The sequence below is a fragment of the Pseudomonas sp. C2B4 genome, from assembly GCF_013359695.1.
Lineage (GTDB): Bacteria > Pseudomonadota > Gammaproteobacteria > Pseudomonadales > Pseudomonadaceae > Aquipseudomonas.
On the sequence record NZ_JABFMU010000026.1, the window covers coordinates 20,755 to 44,405 of the forward strand.

Below are 23,651 nucleotides of genomic sequence, written 5' to 3' on the forward strand. Positions count from 1 at the left end.
GCATCGGACATCCGAAATCTGCCGATTTTCCGGAGCAAACATACATGAGTTCATCATCCGATCTCTCTGCAGCCGTTGCCGACAGCGATGCCGAGCAACTACGAAAACTGGGTTACACCTCCAACTTCAATCGCAGCATGAGCCTGTGGGAAAACTTCGCCCTGGGCTTCACCTATCTCTCTCCGGTCGTCGGGGTGTATACCCTCTTCGGCCTCTGTCTCGCCGCCGGTGGGCCACCGATGTTCTGGGCCTATCTGCTGGTGGGTATCGGCCAGTTGCTGGTGTGCCTGATCTTCGGTGAAGTGGTTTCGCAATTCCCGATTTCCGGTGGCGTCTACCCGTGGGCCCGTCGCCTGGTGGGCAAGCGCTGGGCGTGGATGGTCGGCTGGATCTACTCCATCGCCCTGTGCGTGACCATCGCTGCCGTTGCCGTTGGCGCCGGTCCTTACCTCGCCGCCATGCTGGGCTTTGAGCCGAGCAACAACACCAACATCGTCATCGCCCTGGTACTGACGCTGTTGGCTACCCTGATCAACCTCAGCGGCACCAAGGTGCTCGCACGCATTGCCATGTTCGGCTTCCTCTGCGAACTGGTGGGCGCGGTGATCGTCGGTGTTTACCTGCTGATCTTCGAGCGTCATCAGTCGATCAGTGTGCTGTTCAACACGTTCGACATCAGCGTCAACGGCTCGTACCTGCCCGCCTTCCTCACCGCTTCTCTGGCGGGGATGTTCCTGTACTACGGCTTCGAGGCCTGCGGCGATGTGGCCGAAGAAACCCCGAACCCGAGCAAGAAAATCCCGGTGGCCATGCGCATGACCATCTACATCGGCGGCGTGGCGGCGATGTTCGCCTGCCTGGCGCTGATCCTCGCCGTGCCGGACATGCAAGCAGTGATCGACGGCACCGACAAGGACCCGGTCGGTACCATCCTCAACAACGCCTTCGGTCCGGTCGGTTCGAAAATGGTGATGGGCGTGGTGATGATTTCCTTCATCTCCTGCGTCATCAGCCTGCAAGCGGCGGCGAGTCGCCTGCTGTACTCCTACGCCCGGGACGAGATGGTGATCGGCAGCCGCCTGCTGAAAAAGATCTCGCCTCACACGCAGGTTCCGGTGGCCGCGCTGTTCGTGTCCGGCGTGCTGCCGGCGCTGATCATCATCCTCGGTTTCTTCCTGCAGGATGCGGTCGCCACCATCGTCAGCTTCGCTGCCATCGGCATCTACCTGGCGTTCCAGATGATCGTACTCGCGGCGCTGTACGCCCGTCTCAAAGGCTGGAAACCGAGTGGCAAATTCACCCTCGGCGCCTGGGGCTGGCTGGTCAATATCGGCGCGCTGGCCTACGGCATCGGCGCCATCATCAACATGGCCTGGCCCCGCACCCCGGACGCCGCGTGGTACATCAACTACGCCATGGTCCTGAGCACCGCCATCGTCATCGGCCTGGGGCTGCTCTACATGTGGATCGCCAAGCCGTATGACCACGGCACGGCGCCTGCGGGGGATGCTTGGAAGGTTAGTCGGTAACCATTTCGTCTTCTGGTCAAACGCCCTGCCCGCAGAGATGCGGGCAGGTTTTGATAACGTCAGATGAGTTGCGGTTTCGAGAGCGCTTCGAATTCATCCATGAGTAGGTGGATTTCGGTACTCGGGTTGGGCTCACCACTGATAACGACGTCATCAAGAATCCTTGGCGCCAGCGCTCTCGCCATTAGAAACGGCTCACCCAGCAGTTGAGCGAAACAACGGGTGCCTTTGCCCTTGTCGTACTGATCCATGTTGGGTCTCTCTCTCAGGCTCTTGACTACCAAATCACCCGGTGAATATTTTCCGACAGCTCTGAAAGGCTTTCGGTTGAAACCGAAGTGCAAGAGAAGCCAAAACTCGAAGCAGGGATACGACGCAATGACTCTGATCTTCGGGTGGGACTTGGCAATGCTCATCGCGCGCCCAAAGCAGAGGTGCGTATCGCGATCCAAAACACAAAATACTTTGTCGAAATCTTTTTGCCGGATAACGGCTCGTTCAACAATACCGCTCGGGTGCGTGACTCCGCAGTGAACAATTTCAACCTGCGCCTTTGCCCGAAAATGAAAGGCAGCGTCTTCCAGATACCGCCTCCCTGATTGACTGTCCTCACAGAGCACCAACACTTTAGGTTGAGGCTTGAATCGGGATGCCTTGCGATCAAATGACTTGCTCGACCTCGCCATGCTCATCCCTGCCTTATCAGCGGTAATCCGCGATAACGACCTTCAAAGTAGCGCTTCTCCACATCCTCACTCTCCCGCCCCACAAAGTCATGAACAGAAAAAAGACTTGTGGCGCCATGAGCATCACGTTCAGCAATCCAGAACTGATCGCGACGCAAAATCTTTTCGTTCATAAGATGCGTATCGTGAGTGGTGAAGATCAACTGAGTATCCAGACCACTGTCCAAATGTTTGCCGATCAAATCAGCAACGATTTCAGGGTGCAGGCTACTGTCCAGTTCATCGACACAAAGGACACCACTACCACCCGCCTGATTCATCATGAACCAGGGCAACCAAAAGCCGATCAGGTTCTTTGTCCCGCACGACTCCTCGGAAAAATCGAAATCCGCATCGCCCGAAGCACTGGTATGCGTCAGGGTCAATTTGTCCTTCTGCGCAGCGGCCAAAAAATCTTTCAACGTGAGTTTTCCATTCCGTTGAATCGAAACGGATTCGTGTGAGTTCAGTTCAATGGAAGACACCGGAATATCCAACGCACTCAGAAAGTCCCTCAGATCATTTTTGTAGTCCGATACCATCTGAAGAAACCTGATAGAAGCAGTCGACAACCCCATCATGTTGTTCTGGTCAACGATAAGAAGGCCGGTTTGAAACCAGCTGAACGGAGCTCGCAACTGACTTAGCTCCTCGCTGCTGTTCATAACGGCTTGCGCGAGAAACAGCATTTTGGGGCTCGTCAAACGCCGCCATGCACAATGCACCTCTTTGCCACCCTCCAGCGTTTTACCGAAAACATAGTGTTCGCCATCAGCATCGAAGTGGCGGTCATAAAGGAGCGTTTCTTTTCCTCTTGGGTACGCAACCAATTGTTCTTGAAAAATTCTTTGGCTGGTCAATCCGAGCACAAACCGATAGCGCAGCCCCGCTTGAATGAAGTTGTACTCAAAAACACTGGGGGCATCTTTCAATGCGCGATCAAAACGAAAAGGCGAAACCGGCAGCGGTTCGCCATTGGTGCCTGAAGGTATGGCCAGCAAGCGGCCGACTATCCCCATCGCCCGGATCAACGAGGATTTACCAGAGGCGTTCGGGCCGTAAACTGCAGCGACCTTCAATAGGTCAGGAAGCCTCTCTGAGTTCGTGGACGATGTGAAAAGGTTGCGCGTCTTGCTCAGACGAGGAGTCGCCGCCATGGACAGGGTTTGCCTGTCACGGAACGAGCGGTAATTGGACACCGAAAATTCGATCAGCATGGAGAAAACCTGCAGTTAATTCCTTGGTTTCGAATAGATAAAGGAAAAACTGAGGCCTGGGTGTCGTTTGACTGCACGTCCTGCAAAAACAGGAAATTCCTACAGATGCAGCCTTCCGGCGAAGACTCTCATTCCTACGACAAGCGTCGCCGGAGTAGACTTGGCGCCGCGAGCGCCTGACCGATAGGCTTTGTCCCGTCGCTGCCAAATCAGCGACCCGGAGTCGAAGCCGGTAACTCATCAACATGGCGCACCCGCGCCCCCATTTGAACTGGGGCATTTTTTGCCTTTCAGCTTCAATCTATGGCGGGCTGTGTGGCGCGGGCCTCTCATGGCTTCCATGTTGAATGAGAATGTCCCGACTTCGAACGCCACACGGTCCGCCACCCAAATCTGTCGAAGGATTAGTGTCGGTTCCTTTTTCAACATGGAGTCGAAACATGCTCAAGCAAACGTCAAATCCATCGGAATCCCTTTCCTGTTTCACCCCCACCGTCTTCACCCGTCACAACCGCTTCCTCCACGCCTTCCTGCAGGACCATCAAGCCTGGTTCTGCGTCCAGGATCTTGGTCGCCTGATGGGCAAACCGCTGAACGAACGGCTGATCCAAAAGCTCGATCCGGATCAGCGGCGTCATGTCTGGTTGTTGAAAAACGGCAAAACCCTCGAATCGCTGATGGTCAGCGAATCAGGGGTATACGCCATGCTGGTTCACCACTTCATCCCGGAAAACCGCAATTTGAGGCAGTGGTTGAGTCACGAGGTTGTGCCGATGCTTCGAAATGCACAGGCAGCGCCGCTGGAGAACCTGCCGAGCCTGAGCGCGTTGCATTGGGCCGGCGTCACGGTGCCTTTGCTGCATTACCAACATCACGCGTGGATCAAATGGCGGGACATGCCTGATTTGATGCAGGTGCAGCGACCGTACCCTGTTGTCGGCACTTGCAATTAAAGAGATAAATCCAGTCCCCCTGTAGGAGCGAGCCTGCTCGCGTTGGGCTCAAGAACGCCGCGTACATCCAGAAAGTACGCGTCATCGTTGACGACCATCGCGAGCAAGCTCGCTCCCACATAGGTCCACTCAAAACCTTGAAACACTCCTCATCGCATCCACCAGATACCGCATCGCTATCCGGTCACTCTCCGACAGCTCCCTATAACGCTCAACCAGCTTCATTTCCTCGCTATTGAGCCGACGCCTTCGCCGCCCGGTGGCCAGGCATGGAAAGATTCCCAGTATTTCGGTGATGCCTTGTACTTTCGACATGGACGATGTCCTTCTCTACGTCAAAGAAAACTTCAGAAACCGCATCGCCCTTAATCCCTTTTCCGGCAGCGCCGCATGGCCACTGAACCGTACCGGCCCGAAGGGCATAAACCGGTCATGAGCACAGAATAGAAATATTCCCGGCGCTGAAAAGTGGTTTTTAGAGTAATTAGTCGAAAAAAGCAGAAATGCCCTGCAAATCAGAAAGTGCTGTCGGAAATGTTTCTCGACATGTCTTGTTTCACTCGCGCACTAGCGCCGTGCCATCAATCAATTTTGCGCTTCGATCGAACGGTTTATGCTATCCGGCATCTGTTTAAAGTCCGTCGCGTTTGGCCGAAGGCATGTCCGAACCGTAATTTCTGATCCAGCACGTGCCAGGAACGGCGCGGGATTGTTCACGACAGGTTGTATTTATGCACCGCAGGAATTTGCTCAAAGCCTCCATGGCCATCGCGGCCTACACCGGTTTGTCCGCCAGCGGCCTGCTCGCCGCCCGTGCCTGGGCCGCTCCTGGGACCGCCGATGGCGAGGCCAAGGCCTTCGACTTCGATGCCCTGAAGATCCAGGCCAAGCAGCTCGCCAGCAATCGCTACCAGGACACCAAGCAAGTATTGCCGCCTACCCTGGCAACCATGACCCCGCAGAATTTCAACGCCATCCGTTACGACGGCGATCATTCGCTGTGGAAAGACAACAAAGGTCAGCTGGACGTGCAGTTCTTCCACGTCGGCATGGGTTTCAAGCAGCCGGTGCGCATGTACAGCGTCGATCCCAAGACCCGCATGGCCCGCGAAGTGCACTTCCGTCCATCACTGTTCAACTACGAAAACACCACGGTGGACACCAAGCAGCTGACCGGCGACCTGGGTTTTTCCGGCTTCAAGCTGTTCAAGGCGCCGGAGCTGGACAAGCACGACGTGGTGTCCTTCCTCGGCGCCAGCTATTTCCGCGCGGTGGATGCCACTGGCCAGTACGGCCTGTCGGCTCGCGGCCTGGCCATCGACACCTATGCCAAGCAGCGCGAAGAATTCCCCGATTTCACCAAGTTCTGGTTCGAAACCCCGGACAAGGACAGCACCCGCTTCGTGGTCTATGCCCTGCTCGACTCGCCGAGCGCCACCGGCGCGTACCGCTTTGACATCGATTGCCAGGCCGAGCGCGTGGTGATGGAGGTCGACGCCCACGTCAATGCCCGCACCGCCATCGATCAACTGGGCATCGCGCCGATGACCAGCATGTTCAGTTGTGGCACTCACGAGCGGCGCATGTGCGACACCATTCACCCGCAGATCCACGACTCCGACCGCCTGGCCATGTGGCGTGGCAACGGCGAGTGGATCTGCCGTCCGCTGAACAACCCGGCCAAACTGCAATTCAATGCTTTTACCGACAAGGACCCGAAAGGTTTCGGCCTGGTACAGACCGATCACGAGTTCGCCAGCTATCAGGACACCGTCGACTGGTACAGCCGCCGCCCGAGCCTGTGGGTCGAACCTACAACGGCGTGGGGCGAAGGCTCGGTCGATCTGCTGGAGATCCCGACGACCGGCGAAACCATGGACAACATCGTCGCCTTCTGGACGCCGAAGAAACCAGTGGCCGCCGGCGATTCGCTGAACTACGGCTACAAGCTCTACTGGAGCGCCTTGCCGCCCGTCGGCACACCGCTGGCGCGGGTCCATGCGACGCGTTCCGGGATGGGCGGTTTCACCGAAGGTTGGGCGCCGGGCGAGCATTACCCTGAGGTGTGGGCCCGCCGTTTTGCCGTGGACTTCACCGGTGGCGGCCTGGATCGCTTGCCCGCGGGTGCCGGCATTGAACCTGTGGTCACCTGCTCGAACGGCCAGGTCAAGGATTTCAGCGTGCTGGTGCTCGATGACATCAAGGGTTATCGCATCCTGTTCGACTGGTACCCAACCAACGACAGCGTGGAGCCGGTCGAACTGCGCCTGTTCATTCGCACCAATGACCGCACACTCAGTGAAACCTGGTTGTACCAGTACTTCCCGCCGGCACCGGACAAGCGCAAATACCCCTGATACCGGGTTGCGCCCGGCCATCATTCGGTTTTCCGAACGCGACCTCCCGGTCGGTTCGGATAACCGGATTTTTTTGTCTTAAAAAACCCGCCACAAATATTTAATTCACTTATAAATCAATTACTTGAGGCATTCATCCTGGCCTGGCACGGGTCATGCTCTACACTTCTTCGACGAATGCCTGTTGCGCCAACACTTCAGGAGCCGTCAGGCATTCGAAGCACAAAAGGGCCGATGAACTGGCTCCATAAAAAAAACAATGTCGAGGAAAATTTGATGCGCATCGTTCCCCATATCCTGGGCGCAGCCATTGCTGCCGCTCTGATCAGCACGCCAGTTTTCGCCGCCGAACTCACCGGCACCCTGAAGAAGATCAAAGAGTCCGGTGTTATCACCCTCGGGCACCGCGACGCTTCCATTCCGTTCTCCTACATCGCGGACGCCTCCGGCAAGCCAGTCGGCTATTCCCACGACATCCAGCTGAAAGTCGTCGAAGCCCTGAAAAAAGACCTCGACATGCCGAACCTCCAGGTCAAGTACAACCTGGTGACCTCGCAAACCCGTATCCCGTTGGTGCAGAACGGCACCGTGGACCTGGAGTGCGGTTCCACCACCAACAACGTCGAGCGTCAGCAACAAGTTGACTTCTCCGTCGGCATCTTCGAAATCGGTACCCGCCTGCTGTCCAAGGCAGACTCCAAGTACAAGGATTTCCCGGACCTGGCCGGCAAGAACGTCGTGACCACCGCGGGCACCACCTCCGAGCGCATCCTCAAGGCGATGAACGCCGACAAGCAGATGGGCATGAACGTCATCTCCGCCAAAGACCACGGCGAGTCCTTCCAGATGCTGGAAAGCGGCCGTGCCGTGGCTTTCATGATGGACGACGCCCTGCTGGCCGGTGAAGCGGCCAAGGCCAAGAAGGCCAGCGACTGGGCCGTGACCGGTACTCCACAGTCCTACGAAATCTACGGCTGCATGGTGCGCAAAGGCGACGAGCCGTTCAAAAAGGCGGTGGATGACGCCATCAAGGCCACCTACGCGTCGGGCGAGATCAACAAGATCTACGACAAATGGTTCATGCAGCCAATCCCGCCAAAAGGCCTGAACCTGAACTTCCCGATGAGCGACGAGCTCAAGGCCCTGATCGCCAATCCGACCGATAAAGCGGCTGACGACAAGAAGTCCTGATTTCTGACTAACCTTATCTCCTGAGGGGGCCCCTGCCCTCTCGGGAGGTTGTCACTCCCTGCTGGCATTTTTTGGAAACACTCGAACCGGTGGCTGTCGAGCCGGTGGCGTGTGCCTGATCGTCAAGGTCGGGCGGGAACGGAGTTTCCCCCAAGCGGGTACTTGTACATCGATTGATCTGAGGGGAGACCCTAATGAATTACAACTGGGACTGGGGCGTGTTCTTCAAGTCCACCGGCGTGGGCAGCGAGACCTATCTCGACTGGTTCATCTCCGGTCTGGGCTGGACTATTGGCATCGCCGTCGCGGCCTGGATCATTGCCCTGACACTGGGCTCGATCCTGGGCGTCATGCGTACCGTGCCGAACCGCATCGTATCGGGCATCGCCACCTGCTACGTCGAACTCTTCCGTAACGTGCCGCTGCTGGTTCAGCTGTTCATCTGGTACTTCCTGGTGCCCGACCTGCTGCCGGCGGACCTGCAAGAGTGGTACAAGCAGGACCTGAACCCGACCACCTCGGCCTTCATCAGCGTCGTCGTGTGCCTGGGCCTGTTCACCACCGCCCGCGTTTGCGAACAGGTGCGCACCGGTATCCAGGCGCTGCCCAAAGGCCAGGAATCCGCTGCCCGCGCCATGGGCTTCAAGCTGCCGCAGATCTACTGGAACGTGCTGCTGCCCCAGGCCTACCGGATCATCATTCCGCCACTTACCTCGGAATTTCTCAACGTCTTCAAGAACTCGTCCGTGGCCTCGCTGATCGGCCTGATGGAGCTGCTCGCGCAGACCAAACAGACCGCCGAGTTCTCCGCCAACCTGTTTGAAGCGTTCACCCTGGCCACGCTGATCTACTTCACCCTGAACATGAGCCTGATGTTGCTGATGCGCATGGTCGAGAAGAAAGTCGCCGTACCGGGCCTGATTTCCGTAGGGGGTAAATGATGGAATTCGACTTCTCGGGCATCATCCCGTCCCTGCCAGGCCTGTGGAACGGCATGGTCATGACCCTCAAGCTGATGGTCCTGGGCGTGGTCGGCGGGATCATCCTCGGCACCATCCTCGCGTTGATGCGTCTGTCCCACAGCAAACTGCTGTCGAACATCGCCGGCGCCTACGTGAACTACTTCCGTTCGATTCCGCTGCTGCTGGTCATCACCTGGTTCTACCTGGCGGTACCGTTCGTGCTGCGCTGGATCACCGGCGAAGACACCCCGATCGGCGCGTTCGCCTCCTGCATCGTGGCCTTCATGATGTTCGAAGCGGCGTACTTCTGCGAAATCGTCCGGGCCGGCGTGCAATCGATCCCCAAGGGTCAGATGGGCGCAGCGAAGGCGCTGGGCATGACCTATGGCCAGATGATGCGCCTGATCATCCTGCCGCAGGCGTTTCGCAAGATGACGCCGCTGCTGCTGCAACAGAGCATCATCCTGTTTCAGGACACCTCGCTGGTCTACGCCGTCGGCCTGGTGGACTTCCTCAATGCTTCGCGCGCCAGTGGCGACATCATTGGCCGCTCCAATGAGTTCCTGATCTTCGCAGGTCTCGTGTACTTCATCATCAGCTTTGCCGCCTCGCAGCTGGTCAAGCGTCTGCAAAAAAGGTTCGCCGTATGATCTCTATCAAAAACATCAACAAGTGGTATGGGGACTTCCAGGTGCTGACTGATTGCAGCACCGAGGTCAAAAAAGGCGAAGTGATCGTGGTGTGCGGGCCGTCCGGTTCCGGCAAGTCGACCCTGATCAAATGCGTCAACGCCCTGGAGCCGTTCCAGAAAGGCGACATCGTGGTCGATGGCACGTCCATCGCCGACCCGAAGACCGACCTGCCGAAACTGCGTTCCCGCGTGGGCATGGTGTTCCAGCACTTCGAGCTGTTCCCGCACCTGTCCATCACCGAAAACCTGACCATCGCGCAGATCAAGGTGTTGGGCCGCAGCAAGGCAGAAGCCACCAAGAAAGGCCTGCAACTGCTGGAGCGCGTCGGCCTCTCGGCCCACGCCCACAAGCACCCGGGCCAACTGTCCGGTGGCCAGCAGCAGCGCGTGGCGATTGCCCGTGCGCTGGCGATGGACCCGATCGTCATGCTGTTCGACGAACCGACCTCGGCGCTGGACCCGGAAATGGTCAACGAAGTGCTGGACGTGATGGTGCAACTGGCCCACGAAGGCATGACCATGATGTGCGTGACCCACGAAATGGGCTTCGCCCGTAAAGTGGCCGACCGCGTGATCTTCATGGACCAGGGCAAGATCATCGAGGACTGCAAGAAAGAGGAGTTCTTCGGCGACATCAACGCCCGTGCCGAGCGTACGCAGCACTTCCTCAACAAGATTCTGCAGCACTAAGCACCACGTACTTGTTGGATGCCACACCAACCCCTTGTGGGAGCGAGCCTGCTCGCGAAGAGGCCCTTGCAGTCAACATTGATGTTGAATGTCAGTCCGCTTTCGCGAGCAGGCTCGCTCCCACAGGGGATGGTGTTGGTTCACGATCAAGTGTTGTGGTTGACCCAAGGCATCTGTGATGAAATGCGACCCCAATCCCTATCGCGCCACGTCGCCATCACTCGCCGTGAAACCCCGTCTGATTCGCCATCTGTTCCTGCCACCGCTGATCATCGCCCTGATGATCGGACTGGGTTATATCGGCTTCTGGACCAGTGAGCACTATGGCATCCGCAGCCTGAGCGAAAGCGGCCAGCGCCAGCTGGAGTTGCATGCCCGCGCCGTTGAAAGCGAAATCAGCAAATACACCTACCTGCCCAGCCTGCTGGAACTCGAAACCAGCGTGTCGAAGCTGCTGGCCGACCCGACCCCGGAACACCGGCAAACGGTCAATGATTACCTTGAAGGCCTGAACCGGCGCAGCCGCAGTCGGGCCATCTACGTGATGGACACCACCGGTCGCGTCATGGCCACCAGTAACTGGCGCGATGTCGACAGTTACCTGGGGGAAGACCTGTCCTTCCGTGCCTATTTCCAGAATGCCGTGCGCGGCCAGCCGGGGCGTTTTTACGGCATCGGCAGCACCAACGGCGAACCCGGTTACTACCTGGCCCATGGCCTGGAGGAGCACGGCAAGATCATCGGCGTCGCGGTGGTCAAGGTGCGCCTGGAAGCCATGGAAGAACGCTGGCAGCGGGCGCGCCTGGAGGCTTTCGTCAGCGATGAGAACGGTATCATCATTCTGTCCAGCGATCCGGCGCGGCGCTTGAAATCCGTCATTCCCCTGAGCGACGAGACCAAGGAAAAACTGGCCCGCAGCCTTCAGTATTACTGGTTCCCGCTCAACGAACTGCAGCCGCTGGCCCGGGAAACCCTCGCCGAGGGCGTGGAAAAACTGACCTTTCCAGCCAACAGCGAACTGGCGTCCGACGAAGAAAACATCAGTTATCTGTCGCAGACCCGCAATCTGAGCGATACACCGTGGAATTTCACCCTGCTCACGCCACTGCAGGATCTGCGCCGCGAAGCCATCAATCAGGGGATTCTGGTGGCGGTGGCCTTTGCCCTCGTGGCGTTCCTGCTGATTGCCTGGAACGAGCGACGCAAGGTGATCGCCACCCGCCTGGCCGCTCGCGAAGCCTTGCAGGAAGCCAACAGTCAATTGGAGCGTCGGATTACCGAACGCACTGTCGATTTGCGTGCCAGCAACGAACGACTCAAGGGTCAGATCCGCGAACGGCGTCACGCCGAAGAGACCTTGCGTCGCGCCCAGGATGAACTGGTGCAGGCCGGAAAGCTCGCAGCCATCGGTCAGATGTCCACCAGCATCGCCCACGAATTGAACCAGCCGCTGGCGGCGCTGCGCACCCTGTCCGGCAACACTGTGCGCTTCCTCGAACGCGGTCAGCTGGACGTGGCCAGCACCAACCTCAAGACCATCAACGAATTGATCGACCGCATGGGCAGGATCACCGCCAGCCTGCGTTCCTTTGCCCGGCGCGGTGACGACAAGGGCCAGGCCTGCCTCGGCAAAGCCGTGGATGCGGCCTTGCAACTACTGGGCAGCCGCGTCGAAAACGCCCATCTGCAACTGCACCGTCATTTCGACGAAGTTCAGGTACAGATTGACCAGACCCGCCTGGAGCAGATTCTGGTGAACCTCATCGGCAACGCCCTCGACGCCATGCAGGCGCAGCCACAGCCAGAGTTGTGGCTCGAAGGTGACTCAGGCGATGGCAAATACCGGCTGCGCGTTCGGGACAACGGCCATGGCATCGACGCCGAAGCGCGCAAGCACCTGTTCGAACCGTTCTTCACCACCAAACCCGGCGAACAGGGCCTCGGCCTGGGCCTGACCCTTTCCGCGAGCCTGGCCGCCGCCACGGGCGGTCACCTGGGTGTCGAGCACCCGGCCAGCGGTGGCACCGCATTCGTCCTCAGTTTACCGTTGGTAAGCCCCACTCCCGCCGAGCCAGTATGAACAACGACCTTAGTGTATTGATCGTCGAAGACGACCCCCATGTGCTGCTCGGCTGCCAGCAGGCGCTGACCCTGGAAGACATTCCGTGCATTGGCGTCGGCAGTGCCGAAGAAGCCCTGGAGCGCGTCGGCGATAACTTTGCCGGTATCGTCATCAGCGACATTCGCCTGCCGGGCATCGATGGCCTTGAACTGCTGACCCGGCTCAAGGCACGCGACCGCAGCTTGCCCGTGGTGCTGATCACCGGTCACGGCGACATTTCCATGGCCGTCGGCGCGATGCAGAAAGGCGCTTATGACTTCATGGAGAAACCCTTCTCCCCGGAACGCCTAGTGGACGTGGCACGCCGCGCGCTGGAGCAACGCAGCCTGGCGCGGGAGGTCGTGTCGTTGCGCCGGCAACTGGCTGAACGGGACTCCCTGGAAGGCCGAATCATTGGTCGCTCCCCGGCCATGCAGCATTTGCGCGAACTGATTGCCAACGTCGCCGATACCTCGGCCAACGTGTTGATCGAGGGCGAAACCGGCACCGGCAAGGAACTCGTCGCCCGTTGCCTGCACGACTTCAGTCGCCGCCACACCCGGCCATTCGTGGCGCTGAACTGCGGCGGCCTGCCGGAGAACCTGTTCGAAAGCGAAATCTTCGGCCACGAAGCCAACGCCTTTACCGGTGCCGGCAAGCGGCGGATCGGCAAGATCGAACATGCCGACGGCGGCACGCTGTTCCTCGATGAGGTGGAAAGCATGCCCCTGCCCCTGCAGATCAAACTGCTGCGGGTGTTGCAGGAACGCACCCTCGAACGCCTCGGTTCTAACCAGAGCGTGGCGGTGGATTGTCGGGTGATCGCCGCGACCAAGTCCGACCTGGACGAATCGAGCAAGGCCGGCGAGTTCCGCAGTGACCTGTATTACCGCCTCAATGTAGTCACTCTGGAACTTCCGCCGCTGCGCGAACGCCGCGAGGACATCCTGCAACTGTTCGAATACTTCCTGCAGCAGTCGTCCCTGCGCTTCGACCGCGCCGCGCCGGAACTGGACAACCAGACCCTGTCGAACCTGATGAGCCACGACTGGCCGGGCAATGTGCGCGAATTGCGCAACGTGGCCGAACGTTTTGCCCTCGGCCTGCCGGCGTTCAAGAAACCCGGTGCTGGCGGCAGCGCCCAAGGCCTGGCGTTCGCCGAAGCGGTGGAAGCCTTTGAACGCAACCTGTTGAGCGATGCCTTGCAACGCAGCGGCGGCAACCTGACCCAGGCCAGCCAGGAACTGGGCATGGCCAAGACCACGCTGTTCGACAAAGTGAAGAAGTACGGGCTGAGCCACTGATGGACCTGATTCTCAAAGCAACCCTGGGCGCCGCAGTGGTGGTGATTCTCGCCGCCCTGGCCAAGACCCGAAACTATTACATCGCGGGCCTGGTGCCGCTGTTTCCCACCTTCGCGTTGATTGCCCATTACATCGTCGGCAAGGGCCGTTCAATTGATGACCTCAAGACCACCATCGTGTTTGGCATGTGGTCGATCATTCCGTATTTCGTCTACCTGGCGACCTTGTACGTGATGGTCGACCGGATGCGCCTGGAGGCGTCGCTGGCGGTGGCGGCGGTGGCGTGGTTGATGGCGGCGACGGTGCTGGTCAGTGTGTGGGTACGCTTGCACGCCTGAACACCGCCAATCCCCTGTGGGAGCGGGCTTGCCCGCGAAGAGGGCATTTCAGTTGGCATTAAAGCTGGCTGACACACCGCTTTCGCGAGCAGGCTCGCTCCCACAGGTTACATCGCTTCAGTGCGCGTAAACCTGCTGCAACTGCGCCTGGGTCAACGCATCCTCAAACGGTACAGGCACCGACTTCACCGCACCGTACAGGTTGCGATAACGCCAGTAGCTGCCGCTATTGGCCAGTTGATATCCCCGCTCGACCACACGCTGGCCATCGAGCACATAACGCAGGGTTTCCTGGGCCGCCGGCGGGGGTGGCGGTTGCATGAGATCGGTGGCCAGCACCCGCATGGACTCATCGATGCACTCGTCGAGTACGGCGGTGACCTTCGCCAGTTCAAGGCTGCCGTCATCGATGCACTGCTTGCCACATTGGCGAATCGGCTGGCTGGCCACCTCGATGCGCATGCGGTACAGCGGTGAACCGGCAATGTCCTGAACCTGCACCTGATTGATCAGGATGAAACTCCCGCGATCGGGAGTCAGCATCAGTTTGGGTTCAATCAGCAGACGAGCAGTCACCTGCCCCTCGCCCTGTTTGAGGTCGGCCGCTTTCGAAGCGTCCTGAAAGCGCCGTTGCAGACGCTCCTGCAGCGGCACACCCGCGAGCAGATCGGCCATCGGTCGCGAGTCTTTGAGCGCGGCTTTTTCGGCGTCGCGCTGCAAGCTCCCACTGCCCATCTGCGTGTTGATCAGGCTGGCCACCAGCAACCCGGCAAGCCCGGCGGTGTTGCCTGAACTCGCCACCAGATTCTGACTGGACGATGCCGCTTCAAGGGCCGTTTTGGAATCGATCACCGTGCTGGCACTGACAAACGCTTGCGGCAACTGCACATCCACCTTAAGTCCATGGGCCTGGACATAGGACAGCGCAATCGGGTCTTTGAAACCGGACTCGGGAGCCGGCTTCTGCGCGCAGCCAGCCAACATCAGCAGGGCCACCGCAGTGGCCGCTGCGACTGATCGCTTCATTGTGCGAACGGCGTGATCATTTGCTGACGGCTGCTATCCACGGCCTGGTAGAACGCGTTGGACAGGTTGGTGTAGGTCGGCTCGTCCCACTCGCCCTGAGCCGCTTGCACCGCGACAAATGGCTGGAACCACAGCAGTTTGTTATCCGCCAGGTCCACCACCATGCCTTGTCCGCCCACCTGAGCCATCGGCACGCTGGTCGGGACAATGCTGTAGTAGCTGCGGGTCGCCCCCGTGGCCGTGACATACACCAGCAACAGGCGATCGATACCGTATTTAGCCTTCATCGGGGTCAAGTCTTTGATCGTGTAGCCTTCGCGGAATTTACCTTCCTTGTAAGCTTTCAGGTCAACCTTCTCGTCGATGCGCTTGGCTTTGTAACCCTTGGCCTGCAACTTGGCGACGATCGCATCCGGCAGGGTGTCGAAATCTCGCACTTGCCAGGTTTTGACGTTGTCACTGAGCTTGCTGTTGACGCCCGAGTTGATCGCGTAATCGAGAATCCCCTGGTTACCGGTCAATGCCAGTACGGGAGGAGGCAATTCGGTGATTGCCACGCCAATGGTCGGTTCCTTGGCATCCCAGAATTGATGGTCCAGCGGTACGGGAGGTTGTACGTTGGCGCAGCCGGTGAGCGTGAGGCAGGCAAACAGAGTCAGCACCGCCCAGGTGCGTAGAGCGCGGAGAGTCATGGATCAAGTCCCTATGATTTGAAAACATCACTGCCCGTATCGGCAGCAACGGTCAAAACAATAGTGGCATATTGATACTTTTTTGACATCAGGCATTTTCAGCTCACGGTCCCGCCCCTTGATTCACTCATGATCTGGCGAATCGCCCCGACAAACGCTTCAACAGGTTGTCCGCCCGTGACCGCGTATTGGCCATTGAACACCACGGTCGGTACCGAACTGACCCCGCGTGATAGCCACAGTTGTTCCTCCTGGCGAACTTCTTCGGCGAACTCATCCGACGCCAGAATCGACTCGGCCCGCTGCCGATCCAGCCCGACACTTTCAACAATCTGCGCCAATTGAGCGCCGTCGGACGGATTGCCGCCATCGGTAAAATACGCCTTGAACAACGCTTCCTTCAGCGGCAGTTGCAGCCCTTGCAGACCGGCCCAGTGCAGCAAGCGGTGAGCATCGAAGGTGTTGTAGATGCGGCTGTTGCCATCGGTACGAAACGCAAAACCGACCTCGGCGCCGCGCGCACGGATCATCTCGCGATTCTTTTGCGACTGTTCGGGTGTCGAGCCGTACTTCTCGGTGATGTGCTCGGTGATGTTCTGGCCTTCCGGCCCCATCTTCGGATTCAGTTCGAACGGCTGCAAGCGGATCTCGGCGCGGACTTCGTCGCGCAAGATCTCCAGGGCCCGGGTCAGGCCGTACAAGCCGATCACGCACCAGGGGCAGGATACGTCGCTGACGAAATCGATTTTCAAGGGGGCACTCATCATTCACCTCGCTGGCTTGAACGCGCCGGAAAAGTCGAACGATACACCTGACAGTACTGAACGCGCAGCAGATCCCTTGTGGGAGCGAGCCTGCTCGCGAAAGCGGTGTGTCAGCCAACATTAATGCCGACTGAAATGCCCTCTTCGCGAGCAGGCTCGCTCCCACGGGGAACCCGAGTTACAGGAGATTGTGGTCGGCCACCGGCTCGATCTGCGCCCAATGCGAAGTGTCCTCACGGTGCTCACGCAAATACGGCAACACCGCCGCCAGCAATGGCGCCTTGAACGCCTCCTGAAAACGGTGGGCCAGCCCCGGAATCAACTTCAGCTGACTGCCGCGCAAATGCGCCGCCAGATGCACGCCATGCATCACGGGCAACAGCGGATCGGCCGTGCCATGCACCACCAGCGCCGGCACCCGCAATTGATTGAGCAACGCCACCCGGCTCGGCTCGGCCAGGATCGCCATGATCTGCCGTTTCACGCCTTCGGGATTGAACGCCCGGTCATAGGACAGCGCCGCCTGATGCAACAGCGCCTGTCGATCATCGCTCACTGTCGGGCTGCCCAGCGCAGCCAGCAAATCGGCTTGTTGCTCCAGCGCCGCCTCTCGATTCGGCGCGCCACGGCGGGCGAGCAATTGCACCAGCGCTGCGCTGGGTGCGGGCAGGCCTTCGGCACCGGAGGTGCTCATGATCAGCGTCAAACTCTCGACCCGCTCGGGCGCCATGGCCGCCATATGCTGGGCGATCATCCCGCCCATGCTGGCACCCAACACGTGGAACTGCTCGATGCGCAGCGCATCCATCAGGCCCAGGCCATCATCGGCCATGTCCGTCAGCGAGTACGGTGCCGACACCGGCAAACCCAACTTGTAGCGCAGCACCTCGAAGGTCAGGTTGGCCTCGGCCGGTGCCTGCCGCCAGGTCGAGAGGCCGACATCGCGATTGTCATAGCGAATCACCCGGAAACCCTGCTGACACAAGGCGACCACCACCTCGTCAGGCCAGTGAATCAACTGCCCGCCCAACCCCATCACCAGCAGCAGCGCCGGATCCGAGGCCCGGCCGATGCTCTGGTACGCCAGGCTCACCTGCGCCAGATCGACGTGTTCGGTCGGTACATTCACATCACAACGAGACGCCGCCAGGGATGGCAGGCTGAACAATGCGGACAGAACAATCGCCGCTGATAAAAACAAAGCACGCATGACAAAACACCAAAACGCAGAACCCCAGTAGAGCGCGAGTCTGATGAAGTTTGTTCAAGCGCGCTGCCACAGTTCAATGACAGTTTGATGAACATCGCCGAGTGGTCGTCGCGATAACTATGTAGTGCCAATGCCCGGCAGGTCTTCCCTTAAATGACTCGCTCAAGGAGTGGACTCACCGCTCCCTTTACCGAGCCATGACCCCATGACCGATAACTTTATATTCGATCTCCCCTTACCCACCGCCATCGACCTGCCAGCCTCCTCGATCCTGCCGGACAATGTCGACGATAGTTTGAGGCTCAGGGCTACGGCCCGTTGGCGCGAGAGCAACGAGGGCTTGCGTGAACTGTTCGCCGGCGTGCCGGCCACCCGCTCTACGCTCGAGCGTTTGCTCAAACAACAGTTGGATCTGGACGGCCACGCCGTGGGTCTGCAGTTTTTCGCCACGCAAGATCAGGGCGAACGGTTCATTCTGCTCACCGATGCCCTGGCGTTTGTCTTCCAGCACCCTGAGCTGGAGAGCACGCTGGACCAGCGCTGTCGCGTTACCGGCCTGACTTCGACCCACGCCCTCTTCCCCCTCACTCCGTTGCAACTGCTCACCCGCCTCAAGGCGCTGGGAGTGGAGCAAGCCATGACCGAGCGCTGGAATGCCTACTGGGACGCGCGCGCCCCTGGCGCTGCGGTGTCGCGCCGTGAACGGGCCAGCCAGTTGTACCTCAATCACCTGGAAGCGACGGCTCACAGGGCCTTCGCCTATTGCACCCTGAGTGCCGAACAACTGAAACCGCTGTTGATGCTGATGGACGCTCCCGCGACGGGCGCACGCCCGGATAATCCGTCGGTTCAATGCGAACAATTGGAATTGATCCTGAGCAACAACGCTCGCGTGAAGCTTCCCGAGGCCTGGGTCATCAGCCTCGGCGACAAGGCACCGATCGAACAATTGTTGTACCTGCCGTGCCGTCCGGTCGCGCTTCAAGCCTTCCCCCAGCGCAGTGACATGCAGACCTGGCTGACGCAACAGGCCCTCGTCCCCGGCGGACGGCCCGACACTGACATCGCTTTTCAGTACACCACCCGAGCCCTTCCATTGTCGGCGGGTATGACCGACCTGCTGGCCCATCAGCAAATGGCCCAACTCGACACTTTGCGCAATGGTTCAGCGGGAAAACCCGGGCTGGTCGAACAGGGTGCCAGGGCTTTGGTGGACTCGGACCGATTGGACCGGCAGCGCAGCCAAAGCCCGGTGCTCGCCGCACCGCCAGGTGGGGATCCGTCGCCCATCGACAGCACTTTCGCTCCCAACGACGAGCAACCCCTGTTCGGCAATCTGCATGCCGATATACCCTGGGCCCTGCGTCAGGCAGCCTTGAACAAGCAGCGCGATGCACTCGAAACGCTACGGCGCGAGGCTGGCCAAAACGAGCACCTGAAATCTCTCAAGGATCTGCAAGCAAAACTGGAAACCGCCGAGCAAGCCGCCGACAAGGCTGCTTCCACCCTGCTTTACCGTGAGCGCTCGCTTGACCCCATCGCCTTGAATCGGGAACTCACAGCACTGCACAAAGCCCACAAGGATGGACTGCACGCCGAGGCCGGGCTGCAACGGGCACTCAAGCAATTGACCGACGAAGAATCCAATCGGCTCAAGGCACTGCTCGATACGCCCGACGAGCCGGGTAGCGACCGAGTGGCGGCCAGCCTGACCCTGTCACTGACCGAACAGGACGGTGCGCAACCCAAGATCAACACCCAGGCACTCAACGGCGTTTTTGTGATGACCCACCCGGACGCACTGCTAGAGGCCTCGTCTTCCCACAGCGTGTTGCTTTACTGGCCCGGGATTGGCGGCGGACTGCAACGGTTCGCCAACCGGCGGGAACTTGAACGACAGCTGTTCAAAATGGGCGAAACCGACAGCGATCTTGCATTGCAGCTGAACAAAATCAGCGGCGATGCACTGCAATACGCGCTGCATCAGATCAACAATGATTTCGAAGTCCAGGCGGCCGGGATACGTCAACGCAATGCCGGGACAGACCAGCAAACGCAAGTGGCCGAACGACTTGAAGCGCTGCGCAAGCGAACCCTTGCTGCCCTGCAGGTACCCGTCAATGCCGCGCGCAACCTGGCGTTCGCACATGACCTGGAGCAGGACCGTAGCGCCACCCTGGGCACCCGTCTTCCGGACATGTTCGCCAAACTGTCTACAGCCGATCGCAAAGTACTCAAGGATCTGATCCAGGCGTACATCAGGGCCATGCGCCGCAGTCACGAGCTGATGACGGCCAACCTCGAGCCGCGCGATGACTTCACTCGGCGACATCTGCAAGCCCGGCTGCGCAAGGACTTCAACATCAAGGGCGATTTCGATGTGCAACTCGAACTGCCCGATGCCGTCACGTGGGAGAAACGCTACTCCACAACGCCAGCCGGGAAGGTCGAAACGACGGTCATGGTGCCCGGTGCCAAGTACAGCAAAATGTCGCTTGAGGACCTGGCCCAGCTCAACATCGATAACGTCCATTCGGTGCAATAGGACGCCCTGTCGCAGCGGCTGGTGTTCATGCGGCTGGAGGTGACGGCGACGGTTGCGCAGGAACGCTTCACGCTGCTCAATGGCATCAACCTTATCTACCTGCGCAACACCCTCCCGGATCTGGACCTGCCCAAGGCCTACGAAGAACAGATCCAGCGTGCGTTCATGGGCTCGGCAGACGACCCGGCGTTCGTGAATGAGCATCGTCGCGAATGCCTGATCGAACCCTGGCAACTGATGCTCAAGTTGCAGGGCGAGTTTGCCCACCTGCAAAACCAGATCCATTACGACGATTTGCAGATCCTGAACGTCGCCATCGATGCCAATACCCCTGAAGCCTGGCGCGCCGGCGGCAAGCGCGTGGCGCTACTGCCGGTTCACCTCAGCGTAGGCGGCAAGGACACGCCGAACGAAGGCGGGGTCACCCTGTCCGGGGTGACCTTCATCCAGGAACAGATCAGCGGCGTCACCCTGCTTTACACGCCGGACAACCCTGACAATCGCTTCCTGCGTCGATACGACAACCTGGAAGATGCGCGCAAGGCGCTGTTCAACCTGTGCTCGCAAGACTCGATGATCAACTACCTGGCCAGTCGTGCCTTGCAAGGCAACGTCCGGGCCCATGTCAGCCGGATCAATGACGCGCAACTCAAACGTTTCGACGCCATGATCGGCGTCGGAGCAGCCTGGCCGGCCACCACTTCGCTGGCTGCCCATCTGCTCAATGCCCATATGGGCCGCCTGATCGAAGCCCATCGCGGCACGTCGCGTTCCAACGATGCGCTGTACCTGGAGCGTTACGCGTTGCAAGGCCCGCGCGCCTTCGCCTACATCAAAATGGCCCTCGGCTTGCTGCCCTTTATCGGCACGGCAGTCGCCCTCTACGATGCCTGGACCGCTGCAAACCAGGCGGTGGCGGCGTTTTTGCGCGGCAAGGTCGGGGACGGAGTGGACGAACTGGGCTCGGTGCTGTTGTGCCTGATCGATGCGGCGATGGACCTGCTGCCGGGGGAGGCCCTCGCCTCCGCGCTTGGCTCGGGCGCTCGCACATTGACGCGCACGCGCCAGCTTCGTGCATTGGCCGCCAGCGCAGCCGCGCTGCAGCCGCCGTCCATGCGCCAGGCCCGGCATGTCATCGCACGTTTCGCCGGCTACGAATACGAAAAGCCCCTTTCACTGGCAGGGCTGCAACCGGCGACCCATGGCGCTTACCGCAATGTCTACCGGCATGCCGACGGTGATTTCATCATCCGCCAGGGCCGCGTGTTCCAGGTCGAATGGAGCACCGACTCGCGCAACTGGCGCCTGACCGGCAACAGCCGCAAAACCTACAAGCAACCCATTGCCCTGGACGAAGCCGGCAAGTGGGATACCTGGTTCGGCGTCTATGGAACCACCTTCGAAGGCGGTGGCCTCGGTGGTGGGCAGGTACTCGGGCACTTGGCCGATGCAATCGATCCCCTGTGGCCCGCCGCCATTCGCGAACGGCTGCCGCGCTGGTGGGTTGATCGAGCCCTTCGCCGTCATCACGCATTGACCGAGGCGATCGATGACTTTGGCAGCCAGCTCGATCGACAGGTCGCGCATACAGACGCCGCTCTGAAGACCTATCACGCCACGGCGGCGAATCAGCGTGCAGGCCTGATGCAGGCATCCGACTCCGCCTGCATCGGCGATATCGAGATGGCCAAGCGACACCTTCAAAACGTGTCCGATCTAATGCCACTGACCCACGGCAACAAACGGCATGAACTCAGGAAGATACAAAGCAATGGCGCCCTGATTGTGGCCGATCGTTGCAAGCATCGGCTGTTCATCTCCAACCATCGGGTCCTGGCCTTGTTGGACCGTATCGATGCACTGACGGACAGTCTCGATGAGCTGCTTCTATCCCCCCTCGCCGAACGGCTACGTGTCCTGGATGACATCCGCAAACTGCGACTGGAAGTGTTGAAGGAGTTCGACACCGTCGAATCCCTCATGCATGACCTCAACCTCTGGTATCACCGCATCAGCGAGCGCGCACAAAAAACGCAACTGACCGACGAAGTCACCCTGCTGAACAAGCGCCTCAGTGAAGTCAACATTCTCAACTTGAGAACGGGCAACTTGATGGAAACGGTGACACGCTTTGACACCATCAACGATGTGTCCTGGTTCTTCCTTCAAACCCAGACGCAAGTCAAAAGAACCCAGCTCGACCGAGCGTTGTTCACGCAATTCAATCTGCCTGAAGTGACGGCCACCAGGGCTCAACGCAACCAGATTCTTCAAGACTGCATCGAGCAATACGATCAATTTCGTCGTGCAATGAAGGCCTGGACCATCAGTTATCCGCAGCATTTCCATCTGGAAAATGTGCCGCCCTTGCTGGACAGCCTCGAAAAATTGACCCAGCGAGCACGCAAGGCACTCGACATTCCGCCACCACCTGCCCCGACGGGCTCAATCACCAAAAAAGTGTTTACCACCGAAAACGACGAACTGCTGATCGGGGTGGAGCGCTGGGAGCCCGCGACTCAACAGCGCCAATACACATTGACCGGTCAAGACGGCTACACGGAGATCTGGGAGCCCATTGCGAACAACAGGTTTCGGTTGCGAAACCCCAGACCACAGCCGGGCGCTTCCACTCGAAGGGACGTTGCAGCCTTAGTGGTCGAAGCCCGACAGAAGCTGGCGATGCAAGACGCCTATAAAACCAGGGTTCAGTCCTACGCCAATCTTCAGGGCACGCTCCCCGTCGATCTGGAAGACATGATGCTCAAAGAAGCAAACGAGCTCACCCATCGAGCCCGCGGCATCGAAGAACTGTCACCGCAACACGCCGTGATTGCCCAGTTGCGCGACAAGGCCAACGAACTGGTCGCCACCGGGCGTGCCATGCGAACCCGACAATCGCTGCTGAGCAAAAAGCCCACCGACGGCATGCTGGACGACCTCGTTACACAGGAGGTTGTCGAGATTCGTAAAACCAGCCCGCTCAAAAACCTCGGCAAACGCCCGGATGGCCGGATCGACTACCTGCAGGAATACGAAGTGTGGGACCTGACCTCCACCCCGCCCAGGGTGCTGTGGTACGCCCACTTCCATTATTCCAGGGCGGCGCCGCGTTTCAGCGAATTCGAGAAAGCTCATTTGAAATTGCCGGAACACCGCTTCCTGACCCACGCGGACAACGCCGACCTGCCTTATGCCGATATCGGTAAACGGTCGGCCGTGTTGCCGCATTTCGAAAACCTCTGATACCAAAGGATTGCGACACACAATCCATGTGGGAGCGAGCCTGCTCGCGAAAGCGGAGTGTCAGTCAACATAGCGTTGAATGATAAGCCGCATTCGCGAGCAGGCTCGCT

Annotated in this window: 19 protein-coding genes; 12 read left to right on the forward strand and 7 right to left on the reverse strand. The window is 59.3% G+C overall.

Annotated features, from left to right (window positions below; translation table 11 throughout):
- Positions 1–44: 44 nt before the first annotated feature.
- A complete protein-coding gene (locus HNQ83_RS17310) occupies positions 45–1,529 on the forward strand; it encodes an APC family permease (protein ID WP_175390051.1) in 1,485 nt (494 codons plus the stop codon).
- 59 nt (positions 1,530–1,588) lie between these two features.
- Here HNQ83_RS17310 and HNQ83_RS17315 read toward each other — a convergent pair whose 3' ends face one another.
- Positions 1,589–2,215, reverse strand: coding sequence for an RloB family protein (locus HNQ83_RS17315; RefSeq protein ID WP_175390052.1), 627 nt, complete (start codon positions 2,213–2,215; stop codon positions 1,589–1,591).
- Between the two features lie 2 nt (positions 2,216–2,217).
- Positions 2,218–3,471, reverse strand: coding sequence for an ATP/GTP-binding protein (locus HNQ83_RS17320; protein ID WP_175390053.1), 1,254 nt, complete (start codon positions 3,469–3,471; stop codon positions 2,218–2,220).
- 440 nt (positions 3,472–3,911) lie between these two features.
- Between HNQ83_RS17320 and HNQ83_RS17325 the strand changes: the two genes are divergently transcribed.
- Complete coding sequence (locus tag HNQ83_RS17325; RefSeq protein ID WP_175390054.1) at positions 3,912–4,424, forward strand: Bro-N domain-containing protein; 513 nt, start codon at positions 3,912–3,914, stop codon at positions 4,422–4,424.
- A 129-nt stretch (positions 4,425–4,553) separates the two neighbouring features.
- Here the strand turns inward: HNQ83_RS17325 and HNQ83_RS17330 are convergent, their stop codons facing one another.
- Positions 4,554–4,739, reverse strand: coding sequence for a hypothetical protein (locus tag HNQ83_RS17330; protein ID WP_175390055.1), 186 nt, complete (start codon positions 4,737–4,739; stop codon positions 4,554–4,556).
- Positions 4,740–5,155: 416 nt separating this feature from the next.
- Here HNQ83_RS17330 and HNQ83_RS17335 point away from each other — a divergent pair, with 416 nt between their 5' ends.
- The 8 genes from HNQ83_RS17335 (at position 5,156) to HNQ83_RS17370 (ending at position 14,058) form a co-directional block, all read left to right on the forward strand.
- Entirely contained in the window at positions 5,156–6,781 is a 1,626-nt protein-coding gene (locus tag HNQ83_RS17335; protein WP_175390056.1) for a glucan biosynthesis protein D, read from the forward strand.
- A 276-nt stretch (positions 6,782–7,057) separates the two neighbouring features.
- Complete coding sequence (locus tag HNQ83_RS17340; protein WP_175390057.1) at positions 7,058–7,972, forward strand: glutamate/aspartate ABC transporter substrate-binding protein; 915 nt, start codon at positions 7,058–7,060, stop codon at positions 7,970–7,972.
- A gap of 194 nt (positions 7,973–8,166) precedes the next feature.
- On the forward strand, positions 8,167–8,913 hold the full coding sequence (locus tag HNQ83_RS17345) for an amino acid ABC transporter permease (RefSeq protein WP_175390058.1): 747 nt from the start codon (positions 8,167–8,169) through the stop codon (positions 8,911–8,913).
- Positions 8,913–9,584, forward strand: coding sequence for an amino acid ABC transporter permease (locus HNQ83_RS17350; RefSeq protein WP_175390094.1), 672 nt, complete (start codon positions 8,913–8,915; stop codon positions 9,582–9,584). Before HNQ83_RS17345 ends, HNQ83_RS17350 begins: the two co-directional genes overlap by 1 nt.
- Positions 9,581–10,315 (forward strand): amino acid ABC transporter ATP-binding protein, encoded by a 735-nt coding sequence (locus tag HNQ83_RS17355; protein WP_175390059.1) that lies wholly within the window; start codon positions 9,581–9,583, stop codon positions 10,313–10,315. Before HNQ83_RS17350 ends, HNQ83_RS17355 begins: the two co-directional genes overlap by 4 nt.
- Before the next feature lie 178 nt (positions 10,316–10,493).
- A complete protein-coding gene (locus HNQ83_RS17360) occupies positions 10,494–12,395 on the forward strand; it encodes a sensor histidine kinase (RefSeq protein WP_175390060.1) in 1,902 nt (633 codons plus the stop codon).
- Complete coding sequence (locus HNQ83_RS17365) at positions 12,392–13,720, forward strand: sigma-54 dependent transcriptional regulator (protein ID WP_175390061.1); 1,329 nt, start codon at positions 12,392–12,394, stop codon at positions 13,718–13,720. Before HNQ83_RS17360 ends, HNQ83_RS17365 begins: the two co-directional genes overlap by 4 nt.
- 8 nt (positions 13,721–13,728) lie before the next feature.
- Positions 13,729–14,058 (forward strand): GlpM family protein, encoded by a 330-nt coding sequence (locus HNQ83_RS17370; RefSeq protein WP_175390095.1) that lies wholly within the window; start codon positions 13,729–13,731, stop codon positions 14,056–14,058.
- Between the two features lie 117 nt (positions 14,059–14,175).
- On the opposite strand, the gene HNQ83_RS17375 is transcribed toward HNQ83_RS17370, so the two are convergent.
- The 4 genes from HNQ83_RS17375 to HNQ83_RS17390 form a co-directional block, all read right to left on the reverse strand.
- A complete protein-coding gene (locus HNQ83_RS17375; RefSeq protein ID WP_175390062.1) occupies positions 14,176–15,084 on the reverse strand; it encodes a hypothetical protein in 909 nt (302 codons plus the stop codon).
- Positions 15,081–15,776 (reverse strand): hypothetical protein, encoded by a 696-nt coding sequence (locus HNQ83_RS17380; RefSeq protein WP_175390063.1) that lies wholly within the window; start codon positions 15,774–15,776, stop codon positions 15,081–15,083. Before HNQ83_RS17380 ends, HNQ83_RS17375 begins: the two co-directional genes overlap by 4 nt.
- A gap of 98 nt (positions 15,777–15,874) precedes the next feature.
- Positions 15,875–16,540 carry a DsbA family oxidoreductase gene (locus HNQ83_RS17385; protein WP_175390064.1) on the reverse strand — a complete coding sequence of 222 codons (666 nt, stop codon included), beginning with the start codon at positions 16,538–16,540 and terminating at the stop codon, positions 15,875–15,877.
- Positions 16,541–16,718: 178 nt separating this feature from the next.
- Complete coding sequence (locus HNQ83_RS17390) at positions 16,719–17,750, reverse strand: alpha/beta fold hydrolase (RefSeq protein ID WP_175390065.1); 1,032 nt, start codon at positions 17,748–17,750, stop codon at positions 16,719–16,721.
- Positions 17,751–17,955: 205 nt separating this feature from the next.
- On the opposite strand from HNQ83_RS17390, the gene HNQ83_RS31235 reads away from it, so the two are divergent.
- Positions 17,956–20,295: a dermonecrotic toxin domain-containing protein gene (locus HNQ83_RS31235; protein WP_256669039.1), complete on the forward strand. Its 2,340-nt coding sequence runs from the start codon at positions 17,956–17,958 to the stop codon at positions 20,293–20,295.
- A gap of 27 nt (positions 20,296–20,322) precedes the next feature.
- A complete protein-coding gene (locus tag HNQ83_RS31240; RefSeq protein WP_256669040.1) occupies positions 20,323–23,541 on the forward strand; it encodes a dermonecrotic toxin domain-containing protein in 3,219 nt (1,072 codons plus the stop codon).
- The last annotated feature ends 110 nt before the right edge of the window (positions 23,542–23,651 follow it).

What these genes read in the sequence shown, in the direction of transcription:
- HNQ83_RS17380 (WP_175390063.1), bottom strand. Translation starts at nt 15,776, where the DNA reads ATGACTCTCCGCGCTCTACGCACCTGGGCGGTGCTGACTCTGTTTGCC.
- HNQ83_RS17340 (WP_175390057.1), top strand. Translation starts at nt 7,058, where the DNA reads ATGCGCATCGTTCCCCATATCCTGGGCGCAGCCATTGCTGCCGCTCTG.
- HNQ83_RS17320 (WP_175390053.1), bottom strand. Translation starts at nt 3,471, where the DNA reads ATGCTGATCGAATTTTCGGTGTCCAATTACCGCTCGTTCCGTGACAGG.
- HNQ83_RS17335 (WP_175390056.1), top strand. Translation starts at nt 5,156, where the DNA reads ATGCACCGCAGGAATTTGCTCAAAGCCTCCATGGCCATCGCGGCCTAC.
- HNQ83_RS17310 (WP_175390051.1), top strand. Translation starts at nt 45, where the DNA reads ATGAGTTCATCATCCGATCTCTCTGCAGCCGTTGCCGACAGCGATGCC.
- HNQ83_RS17325 (WP_175390054.1), top strand. Translation starts at nt 3,912, where the DNA reads ATGCTCAAGCAAACGTCAAATCCATCGGAATCCCTTTCCTGTTTCACC.
- HNQ83_RS31240 (WP_256669040.1), top strand. Translation starts at nt 20,323, where the DNA reads ATGCGGCTGGAGGTGACGGCGACGGTTGCGCAGGAACGCTTCACGCTG.
- HNQ83_RS31235 (WP_256669039.1), top strand. Translation starts at nt 17,956, where the DNA reads ATGACCGATAACTTTATATTCGATCTCCCCTTACCCACCGCCATCGAC.
- HNQ83_RS17390 (WP_175390065.1), bottom strand. Translation starts at nt 17,750, where the DNA reads ATGCGTGCTTTGTTTTTATCAGCGGCGATTGTTCTGTCCGCATTGTTC.
- HNQ83_RS17375 (WP_175390062.1), bottom strand. Translation starts at nt 15,084, where the DNA reads ATGAAGCGATCAGTCGCAGCGGCCACTGCGGTGGCCCTGCTGATGTTG.
- HNQ83_RS17330 (WP_175390055.1), bottom strand. Translation starts at nt 4,739, where the DNA reads ATGTCGAAAGTACAAGGCATCACCGAAATACTGGGAATCTTTCCATGC.
- HNQ83_RS17315 (WP_175390052.1), bottom strand. Translation starts at nt 2,215, where the DNA reads ATGGCGAGGTCGAGCAAGTCATTTGATCGCAAGGCATCCCGATTCAAG.
- HNQ83_RS17350 (WP_175390094.1), top strand. Translation starts at nt 8,913, where the DNA reads ATGGAATTCGACTTCTCGGGCATCATCCCGTCCCTGCCAGGCCTGTGG.
- HNQ83_RS17345 (WP_175390058.1), top strand. Translation starts at nt 8,167, where the DNA reads ATGAATTACAACTGGGACTGGGGCGTGTTCTTCAAGTCCACCGGCGTG.
- HNQ83_RS17355 (WP_175390059.1), top strand. Translation starts at nt 9,581, where the DNA reads ATGATCTCTATCAAAAACATCAACAAGTGGTATGGGGACTTCCAGGTG.
- HNQ83_RS17365 (WP_175390061.1), top strand. Translation starts at nt 12,392, where the DNA reads ATGAACAACGACCTTAGTGTATTGATCGTCGAAGACGACCCCCATGTG.
- HNQ83_RS17385 (WP_175390064.1), bottom strand. Translation starts at nt 16,540, where the DNA reads ATGAGTGCCCCCTTGAAAATCGATTTCGTCAGCGACGTATCCTGCCCC.
- HNQ83_RS17360 (WP_175390060.1), top strand. Translation starts at nt 10,494, where the DNA reads ATGAAATGCGACCCCAATCCCTATCGCGCCACGTCGCCATCACTCGCC.